The following is a 21,296-nucleotide window of genomic DNA, read 5'->3' as shown; positions in this document are numbered from 1 at the left end:
TGCCACTTCCACTCATGGCTTCCAGTTCACTCAGGGAAGGCGGTGCCCCTTCTAACTCCCCGCTGCTGCTGCCACTTCCACTCATGGCTTCCAGTTCACTCAGGGAAGGCGGTGCCCCTTCTAATCCCACGGTGCTGCTGCCGATTCCGATCATGGCAATATTCCTCCGTTTATTGACAAATAATTTTTCAGTTTGGATTCCCCTAGAGGCGCAAAGACCTTGCGCCTCTACTACCAATTCACCTAAGGAAGCATTATAGCTGCATAAATCATTCCGTCGTTAGCAATATACACGTGAACTCGACGCTTATTCCCTTGGGCAACCTTCAGGATATCTAACACATTGGTAACTCCATCAGGTGAAGTTGGGGCGATCCGTTTCCATCCCCCGCTTACCCCCTCAATTCCTGCGAATGCATACCGGGTATTGACGTGAGCGTAGGTAAAAAGTACCAGTCTGTTGTTGTACCACATGGTAATATTCCTCCATTTATTGACAAATAATTTTTCAGTTTGGATTCTCCTAGAAGCGCAAAGACCTTACGCCTCTACTGCCAATTCTACTAAGTGATCATCTGTACCCATACAACCTGGTTGTCGTCGTTTACAAATGCAGTGACTCGGCGTCCATTGGCTTGCGCTGACGTGAGGATACTGACTATGTTATTAATCCCAAAACCATTGCCCAGTATCACTTTCCAAGCATTATCACCCTCAAGAATTACCCATGCGTTCTGACTGGTGTTGGGAGCGTAAGTTCTCATTACAAGTTTGTTGTTGAACATCGGCATGGTAATATTCCTCCATTTATTGACAAATAATTTTTCAGTTTGGATTCGCCTAGAGACGCAAGACCTTTGCGCCTCTACTGCCAATTCACCTAAGTCACCATGTATACCACAATAATCTTGGCTCTCAGAACCAATGTATACACTGACTCGTCATCCACTGGTGCTATCAGAGAACTCAGTATTATACCAGGCGTGATAAATATTTGCTACAAATAGTTAGGTTATTGCTTAGAAGTCAGGAGGAGTAGAATCTAAATTTTTTTTATACCTATCCTCTATTTTAAGTCAAATAGACATTAAAATCAACTCCTTTAAAGACTCAAACTGATTCGTAACATTCTTTTTTAACCCTTGGTATTCTAGGGAGAACCGAGATGACCTTATCTAATCTCATCACCCTAATTTAATAATCCTCTAAATCAACTTGGGAAACAATACGAGGATCTGCGTATAGGATTATGAAGAAATTGCAACAAACGATCCTTTGAGTAACCCCAACTTTTCTAGAGCAACCATTACAGCAGCAGTCCGGGTTTGTACACCCAGTTTCCTATGAATATGCTCCTGGTGTTTTCTCACTGTTCCTTGACTGCAACCTAGAACTTTAGCAATTGCGGCATTGCTTTTATCCTGAGCAACCCAGAAAAGCACCTCTGCTTCACGTCTGGTTAGTCCTATTAATTCTAGAGAAGAAACTGAAAATGATTGTAGTTCTTGTTCTTCCAAGATCAGGATATATAGCTCCCCAATTACATTGGAAATAAGGCGAACCAGTAACTGCTTTCCTAGTTGCTCTATGTGTAAAGGTAAACAGAGGGATGAAACTTTGCCGTTAGATATTAGTAACGAAATCTGATGCTTGAACCAATTTTGTAATGGTTCTGGCAATGAGTGTTGGGTATAGGGGGAAAAATACTGGTTCAGTAATTGTTCTCCCCGTTGAGTTATCAATAGCAACTGTCCCTCTGCTGTGACAATTATCGCACCTAGCTGCTCGAAAACTTGCTTAAATTGTGTCAGTATTTGTTGCTCTTGGTTGAATTTAGAGGTATTTTCATCTGTATACATCAAGTGTTGACCCACTAAATTCAGGACACAGCGATCGTAGTTTGTGACAATTTGGCGATCGCGACTCACCAAAATCCTTTGCTGTAGCACTATATATACTCCTTTTATATAGCCAACTTTTTTTATTATTCGACTTCCGTAGCTTTCCCTGACAACTTATTACTATTTTTACACCTTGTATTATATCTTCAAGATACTAGAATTCGATCGCTCATCAGTTAACTGATGACTTTTTCCAACACAATCTTATACTAAATCCGGTTGTGAAACACCACATAAAATCAGGTGAGGTCAAAGGTACTCTTGCAATGAGCAAAAATGTTTGAGAAGAGATAGGAAAAAGCTAGTTTGAGAAGAGGATTTGGTATGACAATTATTTACATCAAGAACAATCATGGAAGTGTAATACCAATTTTTTTTGAAAATATTGTTACAAAACTGTTGTTAGAAGGAACAAAAACACAGAACAGGAAACACAGAAGTGGGATTTGTAGCAGATATTTAGGCATTGCTGAATAAATGTATGATATTAGAGGAGTTAGGGGTCAGGAGTTAGGAATTATATCATGTCCGGTTGAATAGTTATAAATAAGGATGGAGGAGTCAGGAGGGAAGAATAGGTAATTTTAAGTTACAAGGAGGAGAAAGTTTTTCGATTGCTGGCGCACAACTGCGTTAACGCGTAAGCGGAACGGAGTTCTATCGCGCTCTTATCCGGACACGATATTAGAAAGGATTAGATCGTGTCAATTATGTAGAAAGGTAGACAAATAGTAATTTATCTATAGAAGCCATTTGGTATGTTTGCAAAGTGGCATAGGAGTCAGGAGAATGAGAATATAGAATAGGGGAAAAGGTTGAATTTAGGCCCCTAAATTCACTATCTCCTATACTTAGCTACTCTCTAAGTTTCCCTCTCTTCCCTCTCTTCCCACACTTCCCACACTCTCGTTCATAGATCCCAAATGGGTTCTATATTCATATAGTGAATCTCCTTTATTTTGCCTACCCTAGCTCTAGAGATTTATCAAGCTGGAACTTTAATGGCCTCGCTACCAGACAAACCAAAGGCTTTGTGAATAGCTTGCAGCGCTTTCACTCCATCCTCTTCTTCTACCACACAACTAATTTTAATTTCCGAAGTGGCAATCATCAAAATATTGATTTGACTTGCTGCCAAGGCTTCAAACATTTGCGCTGCTACCCCTGGATGTGCAATCATTCCCGAACCGACTACACTCACCTTGGCAATACCACTCTCTAATACCACTTCTCCCCAACCAAACTCTAATGCTGCATTTGCCAAAATTTGATATGCAGTTTCTCCCTCTGGTTGAGATACAGTAAAAGCAATGTCACGAGTTAAAACTCCATCCACATGATGACAGCGTTGAGATTGAATAATCATATCTACACTAATATTCTGTTGCGCCAACAAACCAAATATTTGTGCTGCCATTCCTGGGCGATCGGGAATGTGACGTACTGCTAGTCTTGCTTGCTTGATATCTAAAGCAACTGCTCGCACTGGTGGGGGCAACTCTTCCGACTCAGAAGCAGCAGAGCTAATGGAAGTATCTGCAACATCCACATCAAATGCTTGACACAAACAATTAACTGCCTTTTCACAGTCTTCTGCATCAACTACACAACTAACCTTAACTTCGGAAGTAGAAATCATTACTATATTTACTCCTGCTTCTGCCAAAGTTTCAAACATTTTTGCTGCTACTCGTGGACGCCCGATCATTCCCGCACCCACAAGACTGACTTTGGCAATAGGTCTCTCTTCTGTTTTGACTTCCGGTTCGCCCAAACTGGGGTCAGAATTTTTGCCTAAAGCAGGTAGTATGGCATCCGCTACTGCTGCTGCTTGTTTTAAAGTATCTTTCCCGACGGTAAAGGCAATATCATTAGTATTGCTTTCGTGAATAGATTGAATAATTAAATCTACATCTATATTTTGTACAGCAATACCAGAAAATAATTTGGCTGCCACACCAGGGGAGTCGGGGAGGTGCAACATGGAAATTGCAGCTTGGTTAGTGTCATATTCTATAGCATCTACGGGTTTGGTTAATTCTAAATCTTGGAGAGCGCGACGTTTTGGTATTGCCGAAACGACGCGAGTACCCGGTTCATCGCTCCAACTGGATAAGACTACTAATGGCATTCCATAATTTCGAGCAATTTCGACTGCTCTGGGATGTAGCACTTTTGCGCCTAGACTTGCCAACTCTAACATTTCATCACAGGTAATTTCTGGCATTAACTGTGCTTCGGGTACTATGCGGGGATCGGTTGTGAGAATTCCTGGCACATCTGTATATATTTCACACTTTTCTGCTTGGAGTGCTGCTGCTAAAGCAACTGCGGAAGTATCTGAACCTCCTCTACCTAATGTTGTAATTTCCTGGTGGCGAGTCTGACTAATACCTTGGAAACCTGCAACGACTACAACTTCTCCTAGTTGGAGATGTTCTTCTATGCGTTCGGTTTTAATATGTAAAATACGAGCGCGGGAATGTTCAGCTTCTGTGACTATTCCTACCTGCGCTCCAGTGAGAGAAATAGCTGGCACTCCTAATTCTTGTAAGGCCATACTCATTAGAGCGATGGTAACTTGTTCACCTGTGGATAGTAGCATATCCATTTCTCGACGACAGGGATTGGGGGAAATTTCGTTTGCTAGTTTGACTAAGCCATCTGTGGTTTTTCCCATGGCCGATACTACTACTACGACTGAGCGATCGCTGGCTGTTTGAGCTATACGTTGGGCCACTGCTTTAATTCTTTCGACAGAGCCGACTGATGTACCACCGTATTTTTGGACTATTAGCATATTGATTTGAGAATTAGACTATTAACGTACTGATTTTAAATTCTTTGGTTGAAAGTTGTTAACCGGATTGATTAAAATGTTGTATAATTTAATGTTTAAAAAATAATTAATTTTCGTCAGATATTGGTAATTTATCTTATGCCAGAAATTAATTGGATGACAATTTTAGAATCACAACAAGATGAATTTATTATCAAACTAAACTACAAGATACCTGCTTTTACAAGTACAAGAGGAAGATGCGACTTTGATGGGGCTACTCATTTAGAGGCTGTTTGTGATGGTGATGATGAAAAAGAAAAACAAATGAATTGGTTTTGTGAGGAGTTAACATACAAGTATTATGGGGATATAGATGATTTTTCTGATGAATTTATTAATTATAAAATAGGTAAAATAGGGGAAGAATCTGTCAAACAATATTTAGGGGAATTAATTAGTGATATTGATTACAAGTTATATGAAGGGGGAGATGGTGGGAAGGATTTCTATTTAACAAATAATACATCAGTAAGTTTACAAGTTAAAACTACTTGTTTTGATAGAACTTTGGAGAACAATTTTTATTCTGTACTAAATGAACATGGATTAGATGAATGTGAATATTTTCATAGTAATGAGGATTATTATGTTAACCTAAAACACGATCAATGCGAGAAAGTTCTAAATCAAATGAAATGGAAAATAAATAAACAAGAACGAGATAAGAACGAAATTTGTATTTTTGTTCTTTTGTTAAATCAGGTAGTAGGAGAGATAATATGTCAGAACTTTGGTGGGATTGGATACGATTATCTAGAAACAGAAATAGATGTTAGTTACAGTTCTATATTATGTGGGTTTAAGCCAACATATTTATTAAAACCTGATACAGATATTTATTTAAAAGACCTATTTTATATTGGTGGACTCAAAGGCTATCTAAAACATTTTACTTAAAATTATTAGAACAACAGAACTAGAATTTTGAGGCGTAGGAATTTACTATAAATTTTTTGGTTCAGTTTAGATAGTATGGATTTTAAATTTTTTGGTTAATAACTTTTAACCGGATTAATTAAAATGTATCTTTTTATATTTAATTTGGACTGATAACTTTAATTTCAGAACATTAAGAAAAATTGTATTAATTTTATAGAGCAAAACATTATGAACAATCTAATAACCAAAACTTCCACAATGCAAGCGCTGGTTCTGTGCGATATTGGCAAGTTAGAAGTCCGTCAAGTTCCTAAACCTCAAGTTGCTTCTAATCAAATTCTGTTAAGCTCATCAGCAGTTGGTGTATGTGGTTCAGACTTTCACATTTTTTCTGGGGAAAGCAATTTTAATAAGGATAAATATGGTCAACCTATCCCCCTAGTGCAACAACCTCAAATTTTAGGCCACGAAATTGTTGGTGTGGTAGAAGAAGTGGGTGCCGAAGTTCAAGATTTGTCTGTGGGCGATCGCGTGGTTCTAGACCAGGGTTTAAATTGTTTGAGTCAAAAGGGAAAATCTCTATGCGAATATTGTCTTACTGGAGATTCCCACCAATGTGAAATTTATCAGGAATATGGTATTACTGGTTTAGCAGGAGCGTTCGCTGAATATTTGACAGTTCCTGCTGTGAATGCCATTAAAATCAATTCTGACTTGGAAAGCGTCCAAGCTGTTCTTACAGAACCTCTTGGTTGTATAATTCACACATCTGATGTAGTAGCCAAAACCCGCACCCGCTATAAAATAGGTGCTGAAGAGTGGGAGCGTCGGGTCCAATCAATTCTAATTTTTGGAGCTGGTCCTGCGGGACTTTTATTTATTCAGTACCTACGCAACATCCTGGGATATGATGGTTTAATTCTGGTCAGCGAAACAAATGCTCAAAAACGTGAGTTAGCTAAGGGTTTTGGCGTAGATGTTATAGATCCTCAAACGGTAAATATTGTAGAAGCAGTGAGAGAAAAGACAAATGGACGGTTAGTAGAGTATGTAATTGATGCTTGCGGAAATGGTTTGATTTTTAAATCTATTCCCAGTTTGATGCGTAAACAAGCAACGTTTCTGATGTACGGTTTTGGACATGGGGGAGTAGATTTAAGTGTGTTAAATAACCTCCAATTTATAGAGACAACATTAGTCTGTGCTACGGGAGCTTCTGGAAAATTAGATGCTCATGGACGCTCATTAACCTATTCTCAAGCACTCAGAACGTTGGAAGAAAAACAGATAGATGTTTCATCATTAATTACACACCGTTACTATTCCCTGGAAACTGTAGCACAAGCATTTATTAATGACTACAAATTGTCAGATTATATTAAAGGTGTAGTTGTATTATGAGCAATTTTGGGATGAGTGAAAAACAAAGGCAATAATAACAGCTATTTTAAATATTGTCGCTAGTTGGAAATGCCATTGCATCTCAAACTATTCTTTAGGAATTTGCCATAAATTTTCAGTTTCAGTACCAATAGACTTTTATCTCTTTTTGTAGATTGCCAAGCTATTATCATTATTAATACCTTGAAAATCAAATCCTGCTTCATCAAATAATTCCTGATAAGCATTCTGTCTCAACAAGGTAATTGTTAGTTTTTATTGAGCGATAATTTCACCATCTTTCTTAAAGAAATAGCTTTTTTTACGAGTGCGATAATCTATTCTATCTTCCAATTCTTCAATAATTTGAGAATATACAATTCCACCAGGTAAATTTTTTTCAAAATTAATCCCAGACTTTTGTATACTTAACAAAAGCAAACTTTCTGTTCGTAAATGACGAGCTAAATTTTGTAATCCTTTATAGTTAGCTTGAACATCAGGAATATGACTCACTAACTCCAAGCGATCGCCACAACTAATAAATAGCTAAACTCCTGTATTTGATATAGCAACATCAAAGGTTGTATTTAATTCCATTGTTAGGGCATCAGCTACAATTAACTTAGCTTTATTTCCCAAACGTTTTTTAGCAACTTCCACAAAGGATGGTGTAATATCGACTCCAGTATACTGACAACTATTGTCAATTTATATGTACTTTTCTGCAAGTAATCCTGTTCCTACTCCTATTTCAATAATCTGAAAATTATTACCTACAATTGAGTATGCTTTCTTAGCTATATTATGGTAGTCATAGTAGCCAGACATCATCAACAAATCATAATAATTAGTAATTCCTGTATATTGATTAACCATTTTTTTACTGAAATTTATTAGCAAAATTTTCATAGTTAATTATATCAAAAATTTATCTTTTTTTGATAAAAATTATATTAGTTAATATTGCTTTTACCTCCTGATTTTATCAAGAGCTGATTGCTGAATACTTACTTTGTTTCAATAATGCCATCTGAATGCCTGGATTTATAAAGCTAATTACCGATATCAGGATGCATTCAGATGGCTGTTTGTTTACGTTTTATCAACACATAAATATGATTTATCATCCCTAAATTTCCTGGGAAGAATAATTATAAATATTCAGGAATTTCCCATAAAGTTTCAGCTTTAGTGCCAGCAGTTCTTATCTTAAACTTTTGACTTAATCTTTGAGTTTGATAAACAGAGAAATGTGACTTCCAATCTCCCACTTTTCCTTTACGAATAAATGGAGTCATATTAGCAGGACGTTGACTAGACCAACGACTTTGATTTTGGCTCATGTTAGTAAAACTTGTATGATGAAGAATGCTTTCTATAATTTGTGGATTTTCGATTTTTTCTACATAATTATCACCTAAAAATTTTGCTATGGCAATAATATTAATTTTCGGATTATTTTTCATAGATTCATAAGTTAAAAATAGAACATTTTCATCATTTTTATGTTGCACCCAACCAAGTAAATGATCGAAGTAATCTCCCCAATCTACTTCTCCATTAATAAAACATTCAAAAAAATCATCAAATGTACCTTCAGCAAAATCATAATATTTGACAAATCCTTGAGTATGATAATAAAAAGAAACAGCACAATCAAAAGGATTACGAGCTATATAAATGTATTTTGAATTGGGATGATAAGGAGTTAAATCGTAAGTTAAATGAGTTTTTATAAAACGAGGTTCGGATAAAGATTTAACAAAATCATTTCCCACTTCTTCCAGATGAGGAACTTCTAAATTAATATTTTTACCCACAGGAAATAGTTCTCCATCATGGGATAACATCCAAACAATATGTTGAGTCCAAGTTGTTCCACATTTAGGATAAGTAACAATAAAAGTGTCTGTTGCTTGAGCTTGATATGTAAGTCCAGAGTCCCAATTTTCTGGGGGAAATCCCATTGGTAGACGAAAATTTTTGTGCAGCGTATAGCTTGGTTTTAGACCTTTTCTCATCCTAGTTATTAAAATTATTTTCAGTGAATAATTAAATTTTTATATCTTTTATATTTTACTTCAATTATGTATAAAATTTACTATAGCAATCCTATTTTAGTTGTAATATTTTGGTGGTAGGGGCGTTTCATGTCGCGCAGCGAAACGGCCGTTAGCTTCGCATAACTATCGTTAACGCCCGTACAGGAGTAGGAGTCAGGAGTCAGAATTTTCAAAGCTTTCAGTTTAAATTAGCTATTATAAAACTTATAACAACCTATTTAGGATTGCTATAAGAATTAACAAAGTATTTTTTTATAGTGCAAATAGTATTCTTTTGAAACTTAGAATGTGGGAGCTTTTCTCTTATACCAATTACCATGCATTAATTCTATACTTCAGCTTGACTTCAGAAGTCAAATAATTACCAAGATTAAAAGTTTGTTATTAACAATTATTAGTTAGTATAGGTTTTTCCTACTTTTAACCTCTCTCGTAGGGACGTTGCATGCAACGTCCCTACCCACACTTCCCACACTTCCCACACTTCCCACACTCCCCCACCCAATCATATATAGCATTCATGCATGATAAATGGTATTACTTATTTGCTGTTCCTTGTCTTTAGTCTAAATCACTACTTCTACAAAATTACTGAATAAAAAAAGGAAAAAATAATAGAAATAGCTGTCTAAGAATAAATTGGATCAGCTCATTTTCAGCATATATCTTCGAGTTGCACCTTCTTTTAGTATTATTTTGTTAAAATGGTCTAATTATTTTTATGTTCAATCCTCCTCCAGAAGCGTTTGAAAATTCTAGAGATTATTATCGTAATCCCTGGATTTTTGGTATTTTAATTATTGTGGTTATTTTCCTATTCATAATTATGTTTTCTGTAGAATCTCAATCTCAATTTTTAACCGACCCATTTCTCCAAGCTCCGACAGAAAATTCTGTACAAGTTGTTTGGTTTACTGAATTTCCTGGCAAACGAAATTTTGTAGTTTATGGTGAAAATTTGAATCAAGTTGTTGAGGCAAATACTACTAAATTGAGTCGCACTCGCGAAGACCAAGATTCTTTCATTGGAAAACAAACAGAAAAAGGTTTAATTTATCAACAACCTATGATGCGAGATATCTGGCGACATGAGGCCAAAGTTATTGGTTTAACTCCTAATAATTCTGTGCCATATCAAATTATTAGTGAAAAGGAAAATGGGGAAAAGATTAGTAGTAAAATCTTTAATTTAGCTGCTAAACCAACCTCTGGTAAACCTTTAAAAATCCTCCTAACTTCAGACCATCAATTAAAACCAATGAGTTCGGCAAATCTGCAAAAAGTCACAGAAACTTTTGATAAATTAGACGCTATTTTTTTTGCTGGAGATTTAGTTAATATTCCAGACCGAGCTTCAGAATGGTTTGATGATAATCGAGGTAATGCTTTTTTTCCGAATCTTCAAGGTAGAGCTAATTATGAATTAGAAAAAAATGGCAAAAAAACTATTTATACAGGTGGGGAGTTAATTCAAAATATGCCTCTTTTTCCAGCAATTGGCAACCATGAAGTTATGGGGATATTTTCCATGAAAACTTCTTTGAATTATCAATTTAGTCAGCCTTATCCTAGGCAAGCTGCCAAAAATTTATATCCACAAAATCCTCAAAATATTAATCGTGATACCTGGTTAAAAAATAATTCTTTTAATACAGATACTTACCAAGAAATTTTTACTCTGCCTCAAAATAGTTCAGAGGAAAAAAATTACTACTCTGTAACTTTTGGCGATGTACGTTTAGTAGTTTTATATATCACAAATATCTGGCGAGTTCCCCATTTAAAAGATAATGCTAGAGGCAAATATCGGGAACGAAAAAAAGATTTTGACAATCCTGCTGAATGGGGTTACGGTCAGCATATTTTTGAACCTATTATTAAAGGTAGCGAACAATATAATTGGTTAGAAAAAGAATTGGCAAGTCAGGAATTTCAACAAGCTAAATATAAAGTAGTTATGTTTCACCATCCGCCTCATTCTCTAGGTGAAAATTCTATTCCTGCTTATACTAATCCTATCCAATATATTGACCGAGATGAAAATGGCAAAATTACCATGATTCGTTATGAATATCCCCAACAAAATGACTATATTATTCGGGATGTTTTACCATTATTAGAAACTGGTGGCGTTCAGTTAGTATTTTACGGGCATTCTCATCTTTGGAATCGTTTTGTTAGTCCGAGTGGGATGCACTTTCTAGAAACATCAAATGTGGGAAATAGTTATGGAGCTTATCTAGGAAGTAAAAAGCGAACTGTTCCTCTAAATTATCAGGAAAAATATGCTGAAGTTGCTAATCCCAATGGTCTAGAACCGATAATTCCAACCATTGCACCTTTGATAGACGAAAATGGTGAACCTCAACCTTATATTGCTAGTAATGACATTACAGCTTTTAGTATTTTTGAGACAGAAACAGGAAAAGTTAGTAGTTACTATTTCGATACTAGAAAGCCTAATTCTGAAGTCGTAAAATTTGATGAATTTCAACTATTTTAGTGACCATAAAATAATTAATAATTAATTCTTGCCTAACGCTTTTTGGGAATTGTTATATAGCAATCCTCCGCATATTCGTGGCAAAAAATATTACTACTTTTTAGGGAACAGGCAACAGGTGAGAGTTTCAACTTTTTTATTTACTTTTTAATTACCCGCAACCTATGCGCGGATTGCTATATACTATTTATCAAAAGTAATGCTACACTTGGAAAGTGTCAAAATAACCATCAAAACAACAAATACTATTAAATCTTTATATCAAGTCAATAAATAGTATTTATAAATAGAAGTTCTAATCATGGCAAAGTTTTTAATAATTGATATTATCTCAAAGCAAAAAACATTTTTGACACGACTAAAATAGGATTTATACCATTTTGATAAATATTTGCTACAAATAACTAGGGAATTTTTGTTTGAGTCAGGAGTCACGAGTCAGGAGTCGCATGGGAATGCCTTTAATACCATGTTTTAGATCGGAAATTATCTTTTTTGTCAAAGATAAATCTTCTGAAAAATGTTTTTATCCCCCTTACTATTCGTAACATTCTTTTGTCAAATTGGTATAATATATCTAATTTTTGAATAATTGTCAATATAAATCATCTTTTTTTGTTGTACTAAAAAACTGGATATGCCTTAGCCTCTGTTGCTATTGCCTTTTCCGGCAAGAAATTTATTTATATCTCCAATAACAAAAAACTATATGATTCCAGAAAATATTGAATCAAAAAAAGCTCTTTTATTAGTAAATCCTCATGCCAGAAAAGTTCAAGATAATCTAAATTTAGCCTTAACCTATTTACAAGATTTTGGCTTAGAAATTATCTGCAAAGAAACTCAATCTCCACAGGATTTTAATCATTTTATTCAAGAGTATAAAAATCAGGTAAATCTGATAATTATTGGTGGTGGGGATGGCACATTAAATTTAGCCGTAGATAGTCTAGTCGAAACAGGTTTACCTCTAGGAATTTTACCATTAGGAACAGCTAACGATTTAGCTCGAACTTTAGGAATTCCTGTTTCTTTATTTGAAGCTTGTCGAGCGATCGCCACTGGCAAAAAACGTTATATAGATTTAGGAGTAGTTAATGGCAAATATTTTTTCAATGTTGCGAGTATAGGATTAAGTGTAGATATTACTAATAATTTAACCAAAGAAGCAAAGCGTCGGTGGGGTGTATTAGCTTATGCTATTACTGCCAGTAAAATGATTTTACAAAGTCGCCCTTTTAGAGCAGAAATTCGTTGTAATGGTGAATCAAAAATAGTCAAGACTTTACAAGTTGCTGTAGGAAATGGCAAACATTATGGAGGTGGGATGACTATTGCTCACGATGCAACAATTGATGACCAAAGGCTAGATTTATACAGCCTAGAAGTGAAATATTGTTGGCAATTTATTGGAATGTTACCTTCTATATGGAAAGGGAAATATCAAGAAAGTTTTGGTTTTCGTTCCCTCTCTAGCTCCGTAATTAGTGTTTATACTCGTAAACCTCGTCCTATTAATACTGATGGAGAAATTATTACTTATACTCCTGCTCATTTTCAAGTAGTTCCTTTAGCTTTAGCAGTTATGGTGCCGAGGAAATTAACAACTGAAAAGGAGAAACTGCAACCTGTAGTACCAATTTTATAAATGAAGGAAGAGGGAAGAAGGAAGAAGAGTTGAGTTATCTAGGAGAGAAGGAAGAAGAGTTGAGTTATCTAGGAGAGAAGGACTAAATATTGAAAAAAAAGGGAACAATGATAGAGATGGCTGCTTCCTTCTTATACCATTTTGATAAATGTTTGCTACGAATCTCTGTTTCCTGTTCCCTATAACTAGAGTTGTGTAACATTCTTTTTTCACCCTTTATATTACTTCCTATTTCTCCCTACTTCTTACTTCCTATTTCCTATTTCCTATTTCTTACTTCTTCCTTCTTCCTTCTTCCTTCTTTCTTCTTACTTCTTCCTTCCTACTCAAACATGACAGAAAATTTAACAATTCCCATCCATGAAACATTCCAAAAAACTATTCAAGGAGAAGGCTATTGGACAGGTACGCCAGTAGATTTTATTCGTCTTGCTGGTTGCCCAGTAGGTTGTCATTATTGTGATACTGGTTATGCGGATGGAGGAGTTGGTTTACCCAGACAAATGAGAACTTTTGATGAGTTAATTAATGAATTATTCTCTCCCAGAGTTATTATTTCTGGTGGTGAACCTTTTATTCATAAACAACTACCTACCTTAGTAAAAAGAATAGAAGCTACTGATAGAAAAGTTTCAATAGAAACCTCCGGTTGCTATTGGCAAGATATTTCCCCTAAAACTTGGGTAACTCTTAGTCCAAAACAACATATTAGTCCTAAATATCCAGTTTTACCGCAAATGTGGAAACGGGCTTCAGAAATAAAATTAGTGATAGAAACTGGCAAAGAATTAGAATTTTATAGTAAAATTTTATTAGATAACAATAATATTCCTGTTTATCTACAGCCCGAATGGTATAGTCGCAATTTCACTCTACCGTTAGTCCTAGAATTACTTCAGGAATATCCTTATTACCGACTCTCTGTGCAGTTACATAAATATTTAGGACTGCAATAACTAAACTATTAATTGAAAAGGCCGGGTCTTATAAAGTCCTAAGAAGCTCAATTTTCAATAGAACTGAAAATCCTTTTAATTCAAGGCCACAAATCTTTTAAATGTCCTGAAGGAATTAAACTCAATATCCACGAAACAACTAAGTGGAGAAAAATTGAAAGTTGAGCAAATGGCCTTGAGCTTTCCTCTTTCCTTAATCCTCCTACTAAGGGAATTTAGATAGACAAAAAAAGCTGCCTATTTGGATTAATGATTGAATCATTAATTTCCTTATAGACAGCGAGTTCAGAACTGCAGATGGAGATACACCCTGATAGTTGAATAAAAAGTAGATACCCCTGATGGATAACTCCTAGATGGACTAATTACCTGATGGTTTAACTCCCTAATGGCTTAGTCTCCACATCCCAAATACCAGGATTGGGGAGAAGATAGTAATAATACTACTAACACCTTACTTCCGGCTTTTGCGATCCATCAGGTCGTGCCTATGCTTCTTTTATAATTACAGACTGATTCTTTGGAATACAAGAGGGCTTTTGCAAAAACCCACTTTTTACAGTTTGCAAGAGTGTCAGTAGTCAATTCCAAATAACAATCACAGGGTTCATCTACTACTACTATGAAACAGAATATTATTGCTTTAGGGTTAATAGCCTCCGCAGGCTTGACGTTTTTTCATGTCCCAAAGGCCAATGCCTGGAATTTAGTGCTATCTAATCAGACTGGCATTGAAGAGAGTCAGATATTAGCTAAAGATTACACAGGCCAAGGTGAGGATGGGGAAGAGGAAGTAGACACAAGTAAATAAAATATAAGGAAAGCCGAAATAACTTCTTGGGGATAGTATAGACAGATTAGACTAGATTTAGAGCTGGGTAGAACTCTTTGTTACTGATTAGAGTTCTACCTTCGATTATTCTATTAATAGTATTATCGACCAAAACGATGGACACAACAACTACTACACGCAGAAAAAGGGTTATTACGAGAACTGCAGAAAGAAGACAAGCAACCCCGAAAGAGAGACAGTTAATTCATTTGTTAGCTAATCTGGGATGTAGTTGCGCTAAGTATGCCTTCAAACACTCTAATAGCAAAGGAAAAATACCCCCTGAAGACCGAAAGCGTTTGGCAGAGTGGCACTTTCTCCGGTTACAGCAAATTCGCCGGGTGGAAAGGAGTCTTGAACCTGTAGCCCAACTTAAACGTGTTTATTATCGGAGCCAACTAAGCCCCAGATCCCTAAAGTCTCTAAAACTATTATGGGCTGAAGATGAGAAACAAAGAGTCAAACGGCTTGACCCCGAATTGGACGAACTCTTAAGTTTCACTCTTAACCTAGGAGATACCCTCAAGCAAATATTTCACACTATCGAATCTAGGGAACGGGTATTCTCTAGAACTCCCATAAAAGGAGTAGGAGTAGTACCATTATGGGTTCAAGAGTGGGAAGAGTCTGACTACGATATTAACTTTTTTCCTCCTTCCTTTCCAGATTGGGCACAAATTGTGGATGACTAATATCAGTTATCAGTCTATCAGTACCTCCAACTGAGACCCTATTATTGAAATACTGAAGTTTATTTTTTTTCATCCCCTATCCAAGGGGAGGCTATTAACCTTATTTTTTGTTTAAATATTTAGATTAGATTGGGCAAACCTACCAACTACTATCTATATAAGCTATATAGGGATTTGAAAGTTACAAAAATTAATTTTTTTCAACAAAATTTAAAACTACCTAAACCAATTCACTAAAATTTTACCCAAAAATTTCAACTTCTTCCTTTTGTGCATCTACTTCCAAAAATATTTGTTATTTCATCAAATTTTCAGAAAAATATATTGACTACTATAGATTTTATCCTGACTCCTTTGGAAGTGCAGAATGTAGGTTTAACGATTATTATAGTAGACGCCAGGTTGGTCAGGACATTCTCTCACCTCTCATCTCAAGTCTGATTAATTAGGGCTGGCTGATTAATGCTAAAACCCTTTACCTGTAAAGGCTTTAACTTTCTGAGATTCCCAAAAACTGCCCTTGTTTCAGCTTTTCACAATCAAAAAGTTAGCATAAAAGGCAGACAAGGACAGAAAAATTGAAGGACAATTCTTACCGAAAAACCAGGGTTGAAAGCCTCTCCTTTAAAGGAGAAAAAAGCGGTCGTTTTCGGCGCTTGAGCCGACATGTTTGCGGAGCATTCCGTAGGAAAGCGTCCCGGAGGGAACGGTCTTCCGAAGAGTGCAGAGCCGCTCCGCTTTATATGTTGCGGAGCAAAACGCCATATCCAATCGACCAAGAGAAGAAAAAAATTTCCCTTTTAACCAATCCTCCTCTTTTCAAGAAGAGGTAATTATTAATTGTTAATTGTTAATTATTAATTATTAATTATTAATTATTAATTATTGAATCCTACCTCCCCTAAAATTCTCCGTTTCTACTAACTCCTAACTCCTGAGGACTGACTCCTACCCCTACTATAGAGATGAGAAAGAGCAACCCTAAACCCCACGGACTTATACCTACCCCTAGGATTTTTGTAATTTCGATTTGCACTACGACAACCCCTGGGATAGTTTAACCACCCACCACCTCTCAAAACTCTGTAGGCATAATTCCCATCTTTTTCCCATACACTACCATCCGAAGGGGCATCCCCATAATTATCATGCCAGGGATCGGCGCACCATTCCCAGACATTGCCATGAAAATCATATAACCCAAAAGCATTGGCAGAAAAACTACCTAAATCTGTTGTTTGCTCATAATAATTTTGTTCCAATGTACAAGCAAAAGCATCTTGGAAATTATAGCTAGCTAGCTCAGGTGTCAGAATATTTCCAAAGTGAAATAATGTAGTTGTCCCACCTCGACAAGCATATTCCCATTCTGCCTCTGATAGTAACCGATAAGCTCTTCCTGTCTGAGCAGATAGACGACTACAAAATTCAATTGCATCATACCAAGATACCATTTCTACTGGTCTATTTTCTCCTTTAAAGTTAGCAGGATTTTTTCCCATAATTACTTGCCATTGTGCTTGAGTAATAGGATATTTACTAATAAATAAAGGTGCTATTGTGACTGGATGTTGAGGAGTTTCTGTTTCCCATTTTTCTGTTGCTGTTTCTGGGGAACCCATCCAGAAACTATTGCCGGGAATAGATACCATTTCTAGGATAATATTATCACCAATATTTTCAATGAATTGTTGAGCTTCTCCTTGTTCTTTTATAGTCTCAGATATTTCATACCTAGAGCTAATTTTGATTGTTAAAACTTCAAATTTAAAAGTTTGCAATTCTGGTTCGGTACTCGCATCAACAGTTACTAATTCTGTACTAGAATCAAAAGTTATTAATTCTGGAGGAATGTCAGTAATTATTGGCAAAGTAGGTGGCAAGGTTGAAAGTACATTAGTCGTGAAAAATTCTTGTGGTTGTGATAATAAAGTTAACCATTCAACAACAAACTTAGGGCGTTCTTCCGGTTCTAATTTCATCCCTCTAATAATTGCATTATTTACCGAATCACTAATTTTTGAATTATATTCTTTTGGTGCTATTAATGGTATTTTTCCTTCCTGTCTAATTTTTGCAGGTGTCGGCATTTCACCTGTTAATAAAACATATAAAGTAGCAGCTAAAGCATAAATATCAGTAAAAGCTCCCCGTTTTGCTCGTCTTTCATACTGTTCAATTGGAGCAAAATATAATGTACTATCTGTTGTATGGCTTTGTACACTACCACTATCAAATTCTCGCGCCAAACCAAAATCAATTAATACCGCTTCTAAAGTATTCCGGCGAAGAATAATATTTTGAGGTTTAACATCGCGATGCAAAAATCCTTGGTTATGTACAAAAATTAGTGATTCTCCTACTTGTTTAATAATGTGTATTGCTTCACTTTCTGATATAACTCCCCCTTGCTCTTCACGATAAATTCCTAAATCATCTCCATCTATATATTCCATCACCATACACCATAATTTATTTTCTTTAAAAAGGCGATGAACTTCTACAACATTAGGATGATGACATTTTGCTAAACATAAAGCTTCATTTAAAAAATTTTCTTGGAGTTTATCAAAATTTGGTTTTCTTTGGACTCGATAATTGAGAGTTTTAATAGCAACTAATTGATTAGAGTTTTGTTCCAAAGCACGATAAGTAGTACCAAAACCTCCAATACCAAGGAGGTCTTGAATTATATATTTATTATCTTGTAGTTGTTTACCTGACTTCCAGTATTTCATATTTAGAGAATAGGGATTCAATAATTGATAATGGATAATTGATAATGGATAATTGATAATTAATAATTACCTCATGTAAAACCATAACGGAATTGAATATCAGGAAATATATTAGCACTTTTTTTATCTGGAAATAGAAGGCTTTAAACCTTGATTTTTCAGTAATTTGATAGAGAAAAACATTTTGATTCTGCCTAATAAATCAGAAGTTAATAGGGAATAGGGAATAGGGATTCATTAATTAATAATGGATAATGGATAATTGATAATTAATAATTACCTCATGTAAAACCATAACGGAATTGAATATCAGGAAATATATTAGCACTTTTTTTATCTGGAAATAGAAGGCTTTAAACCTTGATTTTTCAGTAATTTGATAGAGAAAAACATTTTGATTCTGCCTAATAAATCAGAAGGTAATAGGGAATAGGGAATAGGGATTCATTAATTAATAATGGATAATTAATAATGGATAATTACCTCTGGTTAAAACCGTAACGGAATATGTATAAGAAAATATCCTAGGACTTTTTTTATCTTGCAAATAGAAGGCTTTAAACCCTTATTTTTCCGTAATTTGACAGAGAATAACATTTTTATTATGGCTAATTAGGGAATAGGGAATAGGAAGTAATTTGACATTATTATAGCTAATTAATAAGATTTGATATTAATAGGGAATTCAGGATTTGAGCTATTCCCTAAAATTCAACATAACATAAGAATTAATATACCCAATATATAGGATATAAGCAGGTAAACAAAATAAATTACAAATTGAGCAAAGCTGAAATCCTTACTATCTAAACATCACTTATCTGTAAGCATTCAGCAATCAGCTTTTTTTTGTTAAAGCATTAAACAGATTTACTATGGATATTTAAAGTTTTCATATCTGCTTTAAACCTTACTTAAGCAAGAATTTAAGTGTTTCAATATTCCCATCTAACTTCCTACATATCTGAAGCTAATGGCTAATAGCTGAGGGCTGTTTGCGCAGCATTCCGAAGGAAATGCTTACACTTGTGTAAATAATTCTGTATAGGTGCTTAATACTACTTTGAAAAAAGAATTCTACAAAAAGGTGTATCTTGCTCAGAGAACCTTAAAAAGAGTTGCTAGAATTTATTTCAGATACTATCTCGATCATTTTTCCCTTTTTTTTCAATATTTACTCCTTCTTTCCTAAATAACTAAAGCCTTCTTCCTTCTTCCGTCTAACCTACAGACATTGTATTCAACATCCCTACCATTTTCCACAAACATCCATCAAAATAGTCTAAACCTCTTGCAAAAGTTTTAATTACATCAATTCAAGAATATAATCAACAATTTTGTTCCCCCCTATTCCCTATTCCCTATTCCCTATTCCCTATTCCCTATTCCCTATTTTATTAAACTTATTCATCTCTGCAATAGCTATTTCTATTCCGGTTTTTAACTGTGAGTTTAAAGTTGCTTCCTGAGACAAAGAAATAAGTCTTTGATATGCCTTTTCTGAATCTAATTGTTTCATCGCTGCTACAGAATGAAGCCTGACACTATTATCCTCATCTTCTAATAATTGAATTAGATAATCCAAAGCATGAATATTACCTAAATATCCCAGAGCCAAAGCTAGAGATTTTTTCACATAAACACTTTCTAAACTAGAATTACCACTAACAATAAACTCAATCAAAATATCTGTTGCTTGCGCCTTTAATTCCGATTTTTCCAACTTACCCAATGCCGTAATAATTTCATTTACAATTTGTGCATGAAAATTGTCTTCAACCAAGAAATTATATCCCAGTAAATTTTGCAAATATTCCAACGATAACTTAGTTTCCATCCAACCTAAACCACGCACTGCATCTATCTTAAAAAAAACAGGCACCGTCGCAGTTTTTAACAGTTCAAATAAAGCCGTCGCCGCTGAATTAGTACCAATTTTTCCCAGAGCGATCGCTGCTTGTTGAGAAACTTCAAAATTTATATCCCACAGTAAAGGTTGTAGCAACTTCACCAAACCTAATTCTTGGTGTAAATTAGCATAACCAGCTAAACCAATTACCGCTGCTTTTCTCACTTTTGCCACTGTATCTTTTAAAGCCGAAATTAATACAATAGGAATCCGTGAATCAGAATAATTAGTCAAAGCAGAAATCGCTGCAATTCTCACTTCATCATTTTCATCTTTAACCACAGTTAACAATACTGGAATTATCCTAATACAATTAATTTTAGCTAAAGCTTTCATTGCCAATAATCTTGACTCTGGTTTTGCCAATAAATCTGTTAATAACTCAACTCCAGACTCCCCAAAATTTGCTAAAGTCTCCGCTGCTATTTCCTGTAAATCTTCCGCCTCTGAACTAACAATTATATTTCCCATAACTTCTATAACTTCTTCACTGTTAAACTCTGCCAATATCCGAGTTACAAACCAACGTTCTTCTAGGTCGATTTCTCGATCTTTCAGAATTTCAATTAAGGGAGAAATAGCTGGTTTGCCAATTTGCTTAAACAGTTTATTAATATCCCATTTTTCTTGAAAATCTCCATTTTCCAGAACTTCTATTCCTAAGTCAATTACCTCATCTAGAGGAACATTGTCATTGGGAAATGTTGAAGTAGTTTTATTTGATTTACTCTCTGAGATAAATTGTTGTAAGTAATGATTAACTAAAGACCAATTTAGTTGTTGAGCTGCAATTTTTGCTTGTTCAAGAAGATTTGACATATTGAAGAAGGAGGAAGAAGGAAGTCTAGTAGTGAACTGACACAGCTAAAATGGTACATTATTCATCTAAATCTCGCAGGCGCTTCAGAAAATGAAATTACTATTGCTCTATACGCAATAGAAGAGAAATT

At 35.2% G+C, this 21,296-nt stretch carries 15 protein-coding genes; 7 read left to right on the top strand and 8 right to left on the bottom strand.

What is annotated here, in order from left to right; genetic code table 11:
• Positions 1–1,247 precede the first annotated feature (1,247 nt).
• Both ACP6PK_RS22620 and ACP6PK_RS22615 read right to left on the bottom strand, forming a co-directional pair.
• Positions 1,248–1,949, bottom strand: a complete 702-nt coding sequence (locus ACP6PK_RS22620) for a helix-turn-helix transcriptional regulator (protein WP_426562883.1) — start codon at positions 1,947–1,949, stop codon at positions 1,248–1,250.
• Between the two features lie 937 nt (positions 1,950–2,886).
• On the bottom strand, positions 2,887–4,701 hold the full coding sequence (locus ACP6PK_RS22615) for an aspartate kinase (protein WP_426562881.1): 1,815 nt from the start codon (positions 4,699–4,701) through the stop codon (positions 2,887–2,889).
• A 138-nt stretch (positions 4,702–4,839) separates the two neighbouring features.
• On the opposite strand from ACP6PK_RS22615, the gene ACP6PK_RS22610 reads away from it, so the two are divergent.
• Entirely contained in the window at positions 4,840–5,640 is an 801-nt protein-coding gene (locus ACP6PK_RS22610; RefSeq protein ID WP_426562879.1) for a hypothetical protein, read from the top strand.
• Between the two features lie 210 nt (positions 5,641–5,850).
• Positions 5,851–7,023: a zinc-dependent alcohol dehydrogenase gene (locus ACP6PK_RS22605; protein WP_426562877.1), complete on the top strand. Its 1,173-nt coding sequence runs from the start codon at positions 5,851–5,853 to the stop codon at positions 7,021–7,023.
• A gap of 255 nt (positions 7,024–7,278) precedes the next feature.
• Here the strand turns inward: ACP6PK_RS22605 and ACP6PK_RS22600 are convergent, their stop codons facing one another.
• The 4 genes from ACP6PK_RS22600 to ACP6PK_RS22585 all read right to left on the bottom strand — a co-directional run bounded on the left by ACP6PK_RS22600 (position 7,279) and on the right by ACP6PK_RS22585 (position 9,026).
• Positions 7,279–7,518 (bottom strand): hypothetical protein, encoded by a 240-nt coding sequence (locus ACP6PK_RS22600; protein ID WP_426562875.1) that lies wholly within the window; start codon positions 7,516–7,518, stop codon positions 7,279–7,281.
• Positions 7,519–7,551: 33 nt separating this feature from the next.
• Positions 7,552–7,713, bottom strand: a complete 162-nt coding sequence (locus ACP6PK_RS22595; protein ID WP_426562903.1) for a class I SAM-dependent methyltransferase — start codon at positions 7,711–7,713, stop codon at positions 7,552–7,554.
• The gene (locus tag ACP6PK_RS22590) at positions 7,714–7,881 is read right to left on the bottom strand and encodes a hypothetical protein (RefSeq protein WP_426562873.1); all 168 of its coding nucleotides are present in this window, start codon (positions 7,879–7,881) and stop codon (positions 7,714–7,716) included.
• 275 nt (positions 7,882–8,156) lie between these two features.
• A complete protein-coding gene (locus ACP6PK_RS22585) occupies positions 8,157–9,026 on the bottom strand; it encodes a sulfotransferase domain-containing protein (protein WP_426562871.1) in 870 nt (289 codons plus the stop codon).
• A gap of 763 nt (positions 9,027–9,789) precedes the next feature.
• Between ACP6PK_RS22585 and ACP6PK_RS22580 the strand changes: the two genes are divergently transcribed.
• From ACP6PK_RS22580 to ACP6PK_RS22560, 5 genes are all read left to right on the top strand, one after another.
• A complete protein-coding gene (locus ACP6PK_RS22580) occupies positions 9,790–11,571 on the top strand; it encodes a metallophosphoesterase family protein (RefSeq protein ID WP_426562869.1) in 1,782 nt (593 codons plus the stop codon).
• 709 nt (positions 11,572–12,280) lie between these two features.
• Positions 12,281–13,219: a lipid kinase gene (locus ACP6PK_RS22575; RefSeq protein ID WP_426562867.1), complete on the top strand. Its 939-nt coding sequence runs from the start codon at positions 12,281–12,283 to the stop codon at positions 13,217–13,219.
• 332 nt (positions 13,220–13,551) lie between these two features.
• Entirely contained in the window at positions 13,552–14,175 is a 624-nt protein-coding gene (locus ACP6PK_RS22570) for a 7-carboxy-7-deazaguanine synthase QueE (RefSeq protein ID WP_094676734.1), read from the top strand.
• A 622-nt stretch (positions 14,176–14,797) separates the two neighbouring features.
• A complete protein-coding gene (locus ACP6PK_RS22565) occupies positions 14,798–14,986 on the top strand; it encodes a hypothetical protein (RefSeq protein WP_426562865.1) in 189 nt (62 codons plus the stop codon).
• Between the two features lie 137 nt (positions 14,987–15,123).
• Entirely contained in the window at positions 15,124–15,699 is a 576-nt protein-coding gene (locus tag ACP6PK_RS22560; protein ID WP_426562863.1) for a hypothetical protein, read from the top strand.
• 920 nt (positions 15,700–16,619) lie between these two features.
• On the opposite strand, the gene ACP6PK_RS22555 is transcribed toward ACP6PK_RS22560, so the two are convergent.
• Both ACP6PK_RS22555 and ACP6PK_RS22550 read right to left on the bottom strand, forming a co-directional pair.
• Positions 16,620–18,437, bottom strand: a complete 1,818-nt coding sequence (locus ACP6PK_RS22555; protein ID WP_143437464.1) for a bifunctional serine/threonine-protein kinase/formylglycine-generating enzyme family protein — start codon at positions 18,435–18,437, stop codon at positions 16,620–16,622.
• Between the two features lie 1,375 nt (positions 18,438–19,812).
• Positions 19,813–21,165: a HEAT repeat domain-containing protein gene (locus tag ACP6PK_RS22550; RefSeq protein ID WP_426562861.1), complete on the bottom strand. Its 1,353-nt coding sequence runs from the start codon at positions 21,163–21,165 to the stop codon at positions 19,813–19,815.
• Positions 21,166–21,296: the final 131 nt, after the last annotated feature.

This window comes from Dapis hubbardiae BLCC-M172, from assembly GCF_050016015.1.
Taxonomy (GTDB): domain Bacteria; phylum Cyanobacteriota; class Cyanobacteriia; order Cyanobacteriales; family Microcoleaceae; genus Trichodesmium.
This window is presented reverse-complemented; position numbering and strand designations above follow the sequence as displayed.

Excerpts from the sequence above, each read along its gene's own strand:
- ACP6PK_RS22565 (WP_426562865.1), top strand. The coding sequence starts at position 14,798 with ATGAAACAGAATATTATTGCTTTAGGGTTAATAGCCTCCGCAGGCTTG.
- ACP6PK_RS22585 (WP_426562871.1), bottom strand. The coding sequence starts at position 9,026 with ATGAGAAAAGGTCTAAAACCAAGCTATACGCTGCACAAAAATTTTCGT.
- ACP6PK_RS22550 (WP_426562861.1), bottom strand. The coding sequence starts at position 21,165 with ATGTCAAATCTTCTTGAACAAGCAAAAATTGCAGCTCAACAACTAAAT.
- ACP6PK_RS22580 (WP_426562869.1), top strand. The coding sequence starts at position 9,790 with ATGTTCAATCCTCCTCCAGAAGCGTTTGAAAATTCTAGAGATTATTAT.
- ACP6PK_RS22570 (WP_094676734.1), top strand. The coding sequence starts at position 13,552 with ATGACAGAAAATTTAACAATTCCCATCCATGAAACATTCCAAAAAACT.
- ACP6PK_RS22560 (WP_426562863.1), top strand. The coding sequence starts at position 15,124 with ATGGACACAACAACTACTACACGCAGAAAAAGGGTTATTACGAGAACT.
- ACP6PK_RS22615 (WP_426562881.1), bottom strand. The coding sequence starts at position 4,701 with ATGCTAATAGTCCAAAAATACGGTGGTACATCAGTCGGCTCTGTCGAA.
- ACP6PK_RS22605 (WP_426562877.1), top strand. The coding sequence starts at position 5,851 with ATGAACAATCTAATAACCAAAACTTCCACAATGCAAGCGCTGGTTCTG.
- ACP6PK_RS22590 (WP_426562873.1), bottom strand. The coding sequence starts at position 7,881 with ATGGTTAATCAATATACAGGAATTACTAATTATTATGATTTGTTGATG.
- ACP6PK_RS22555 (WP_143437464.1), bottom strand. The coding sequence starts at position 18,437 with ATGAAATACTGGAAGTCAGGTAAACAACTACAAGATAATAAATATATA.
- ACP6PK_RS22610 (WP_426562879.1), top strand. The coding sequence starts at position 4,840 with ATGCCAGAAATTAATTGGATGACAATTTTAGAATCACAACAAGATGAA.
- ACP6PK_RS22575 (WP_426562867.1), top strand. The coding sequence starts at position 12,281 with ATGATTCCAGAAAATATTGAATCAAAAAAAGCTCTTTTATTAGTAAAT.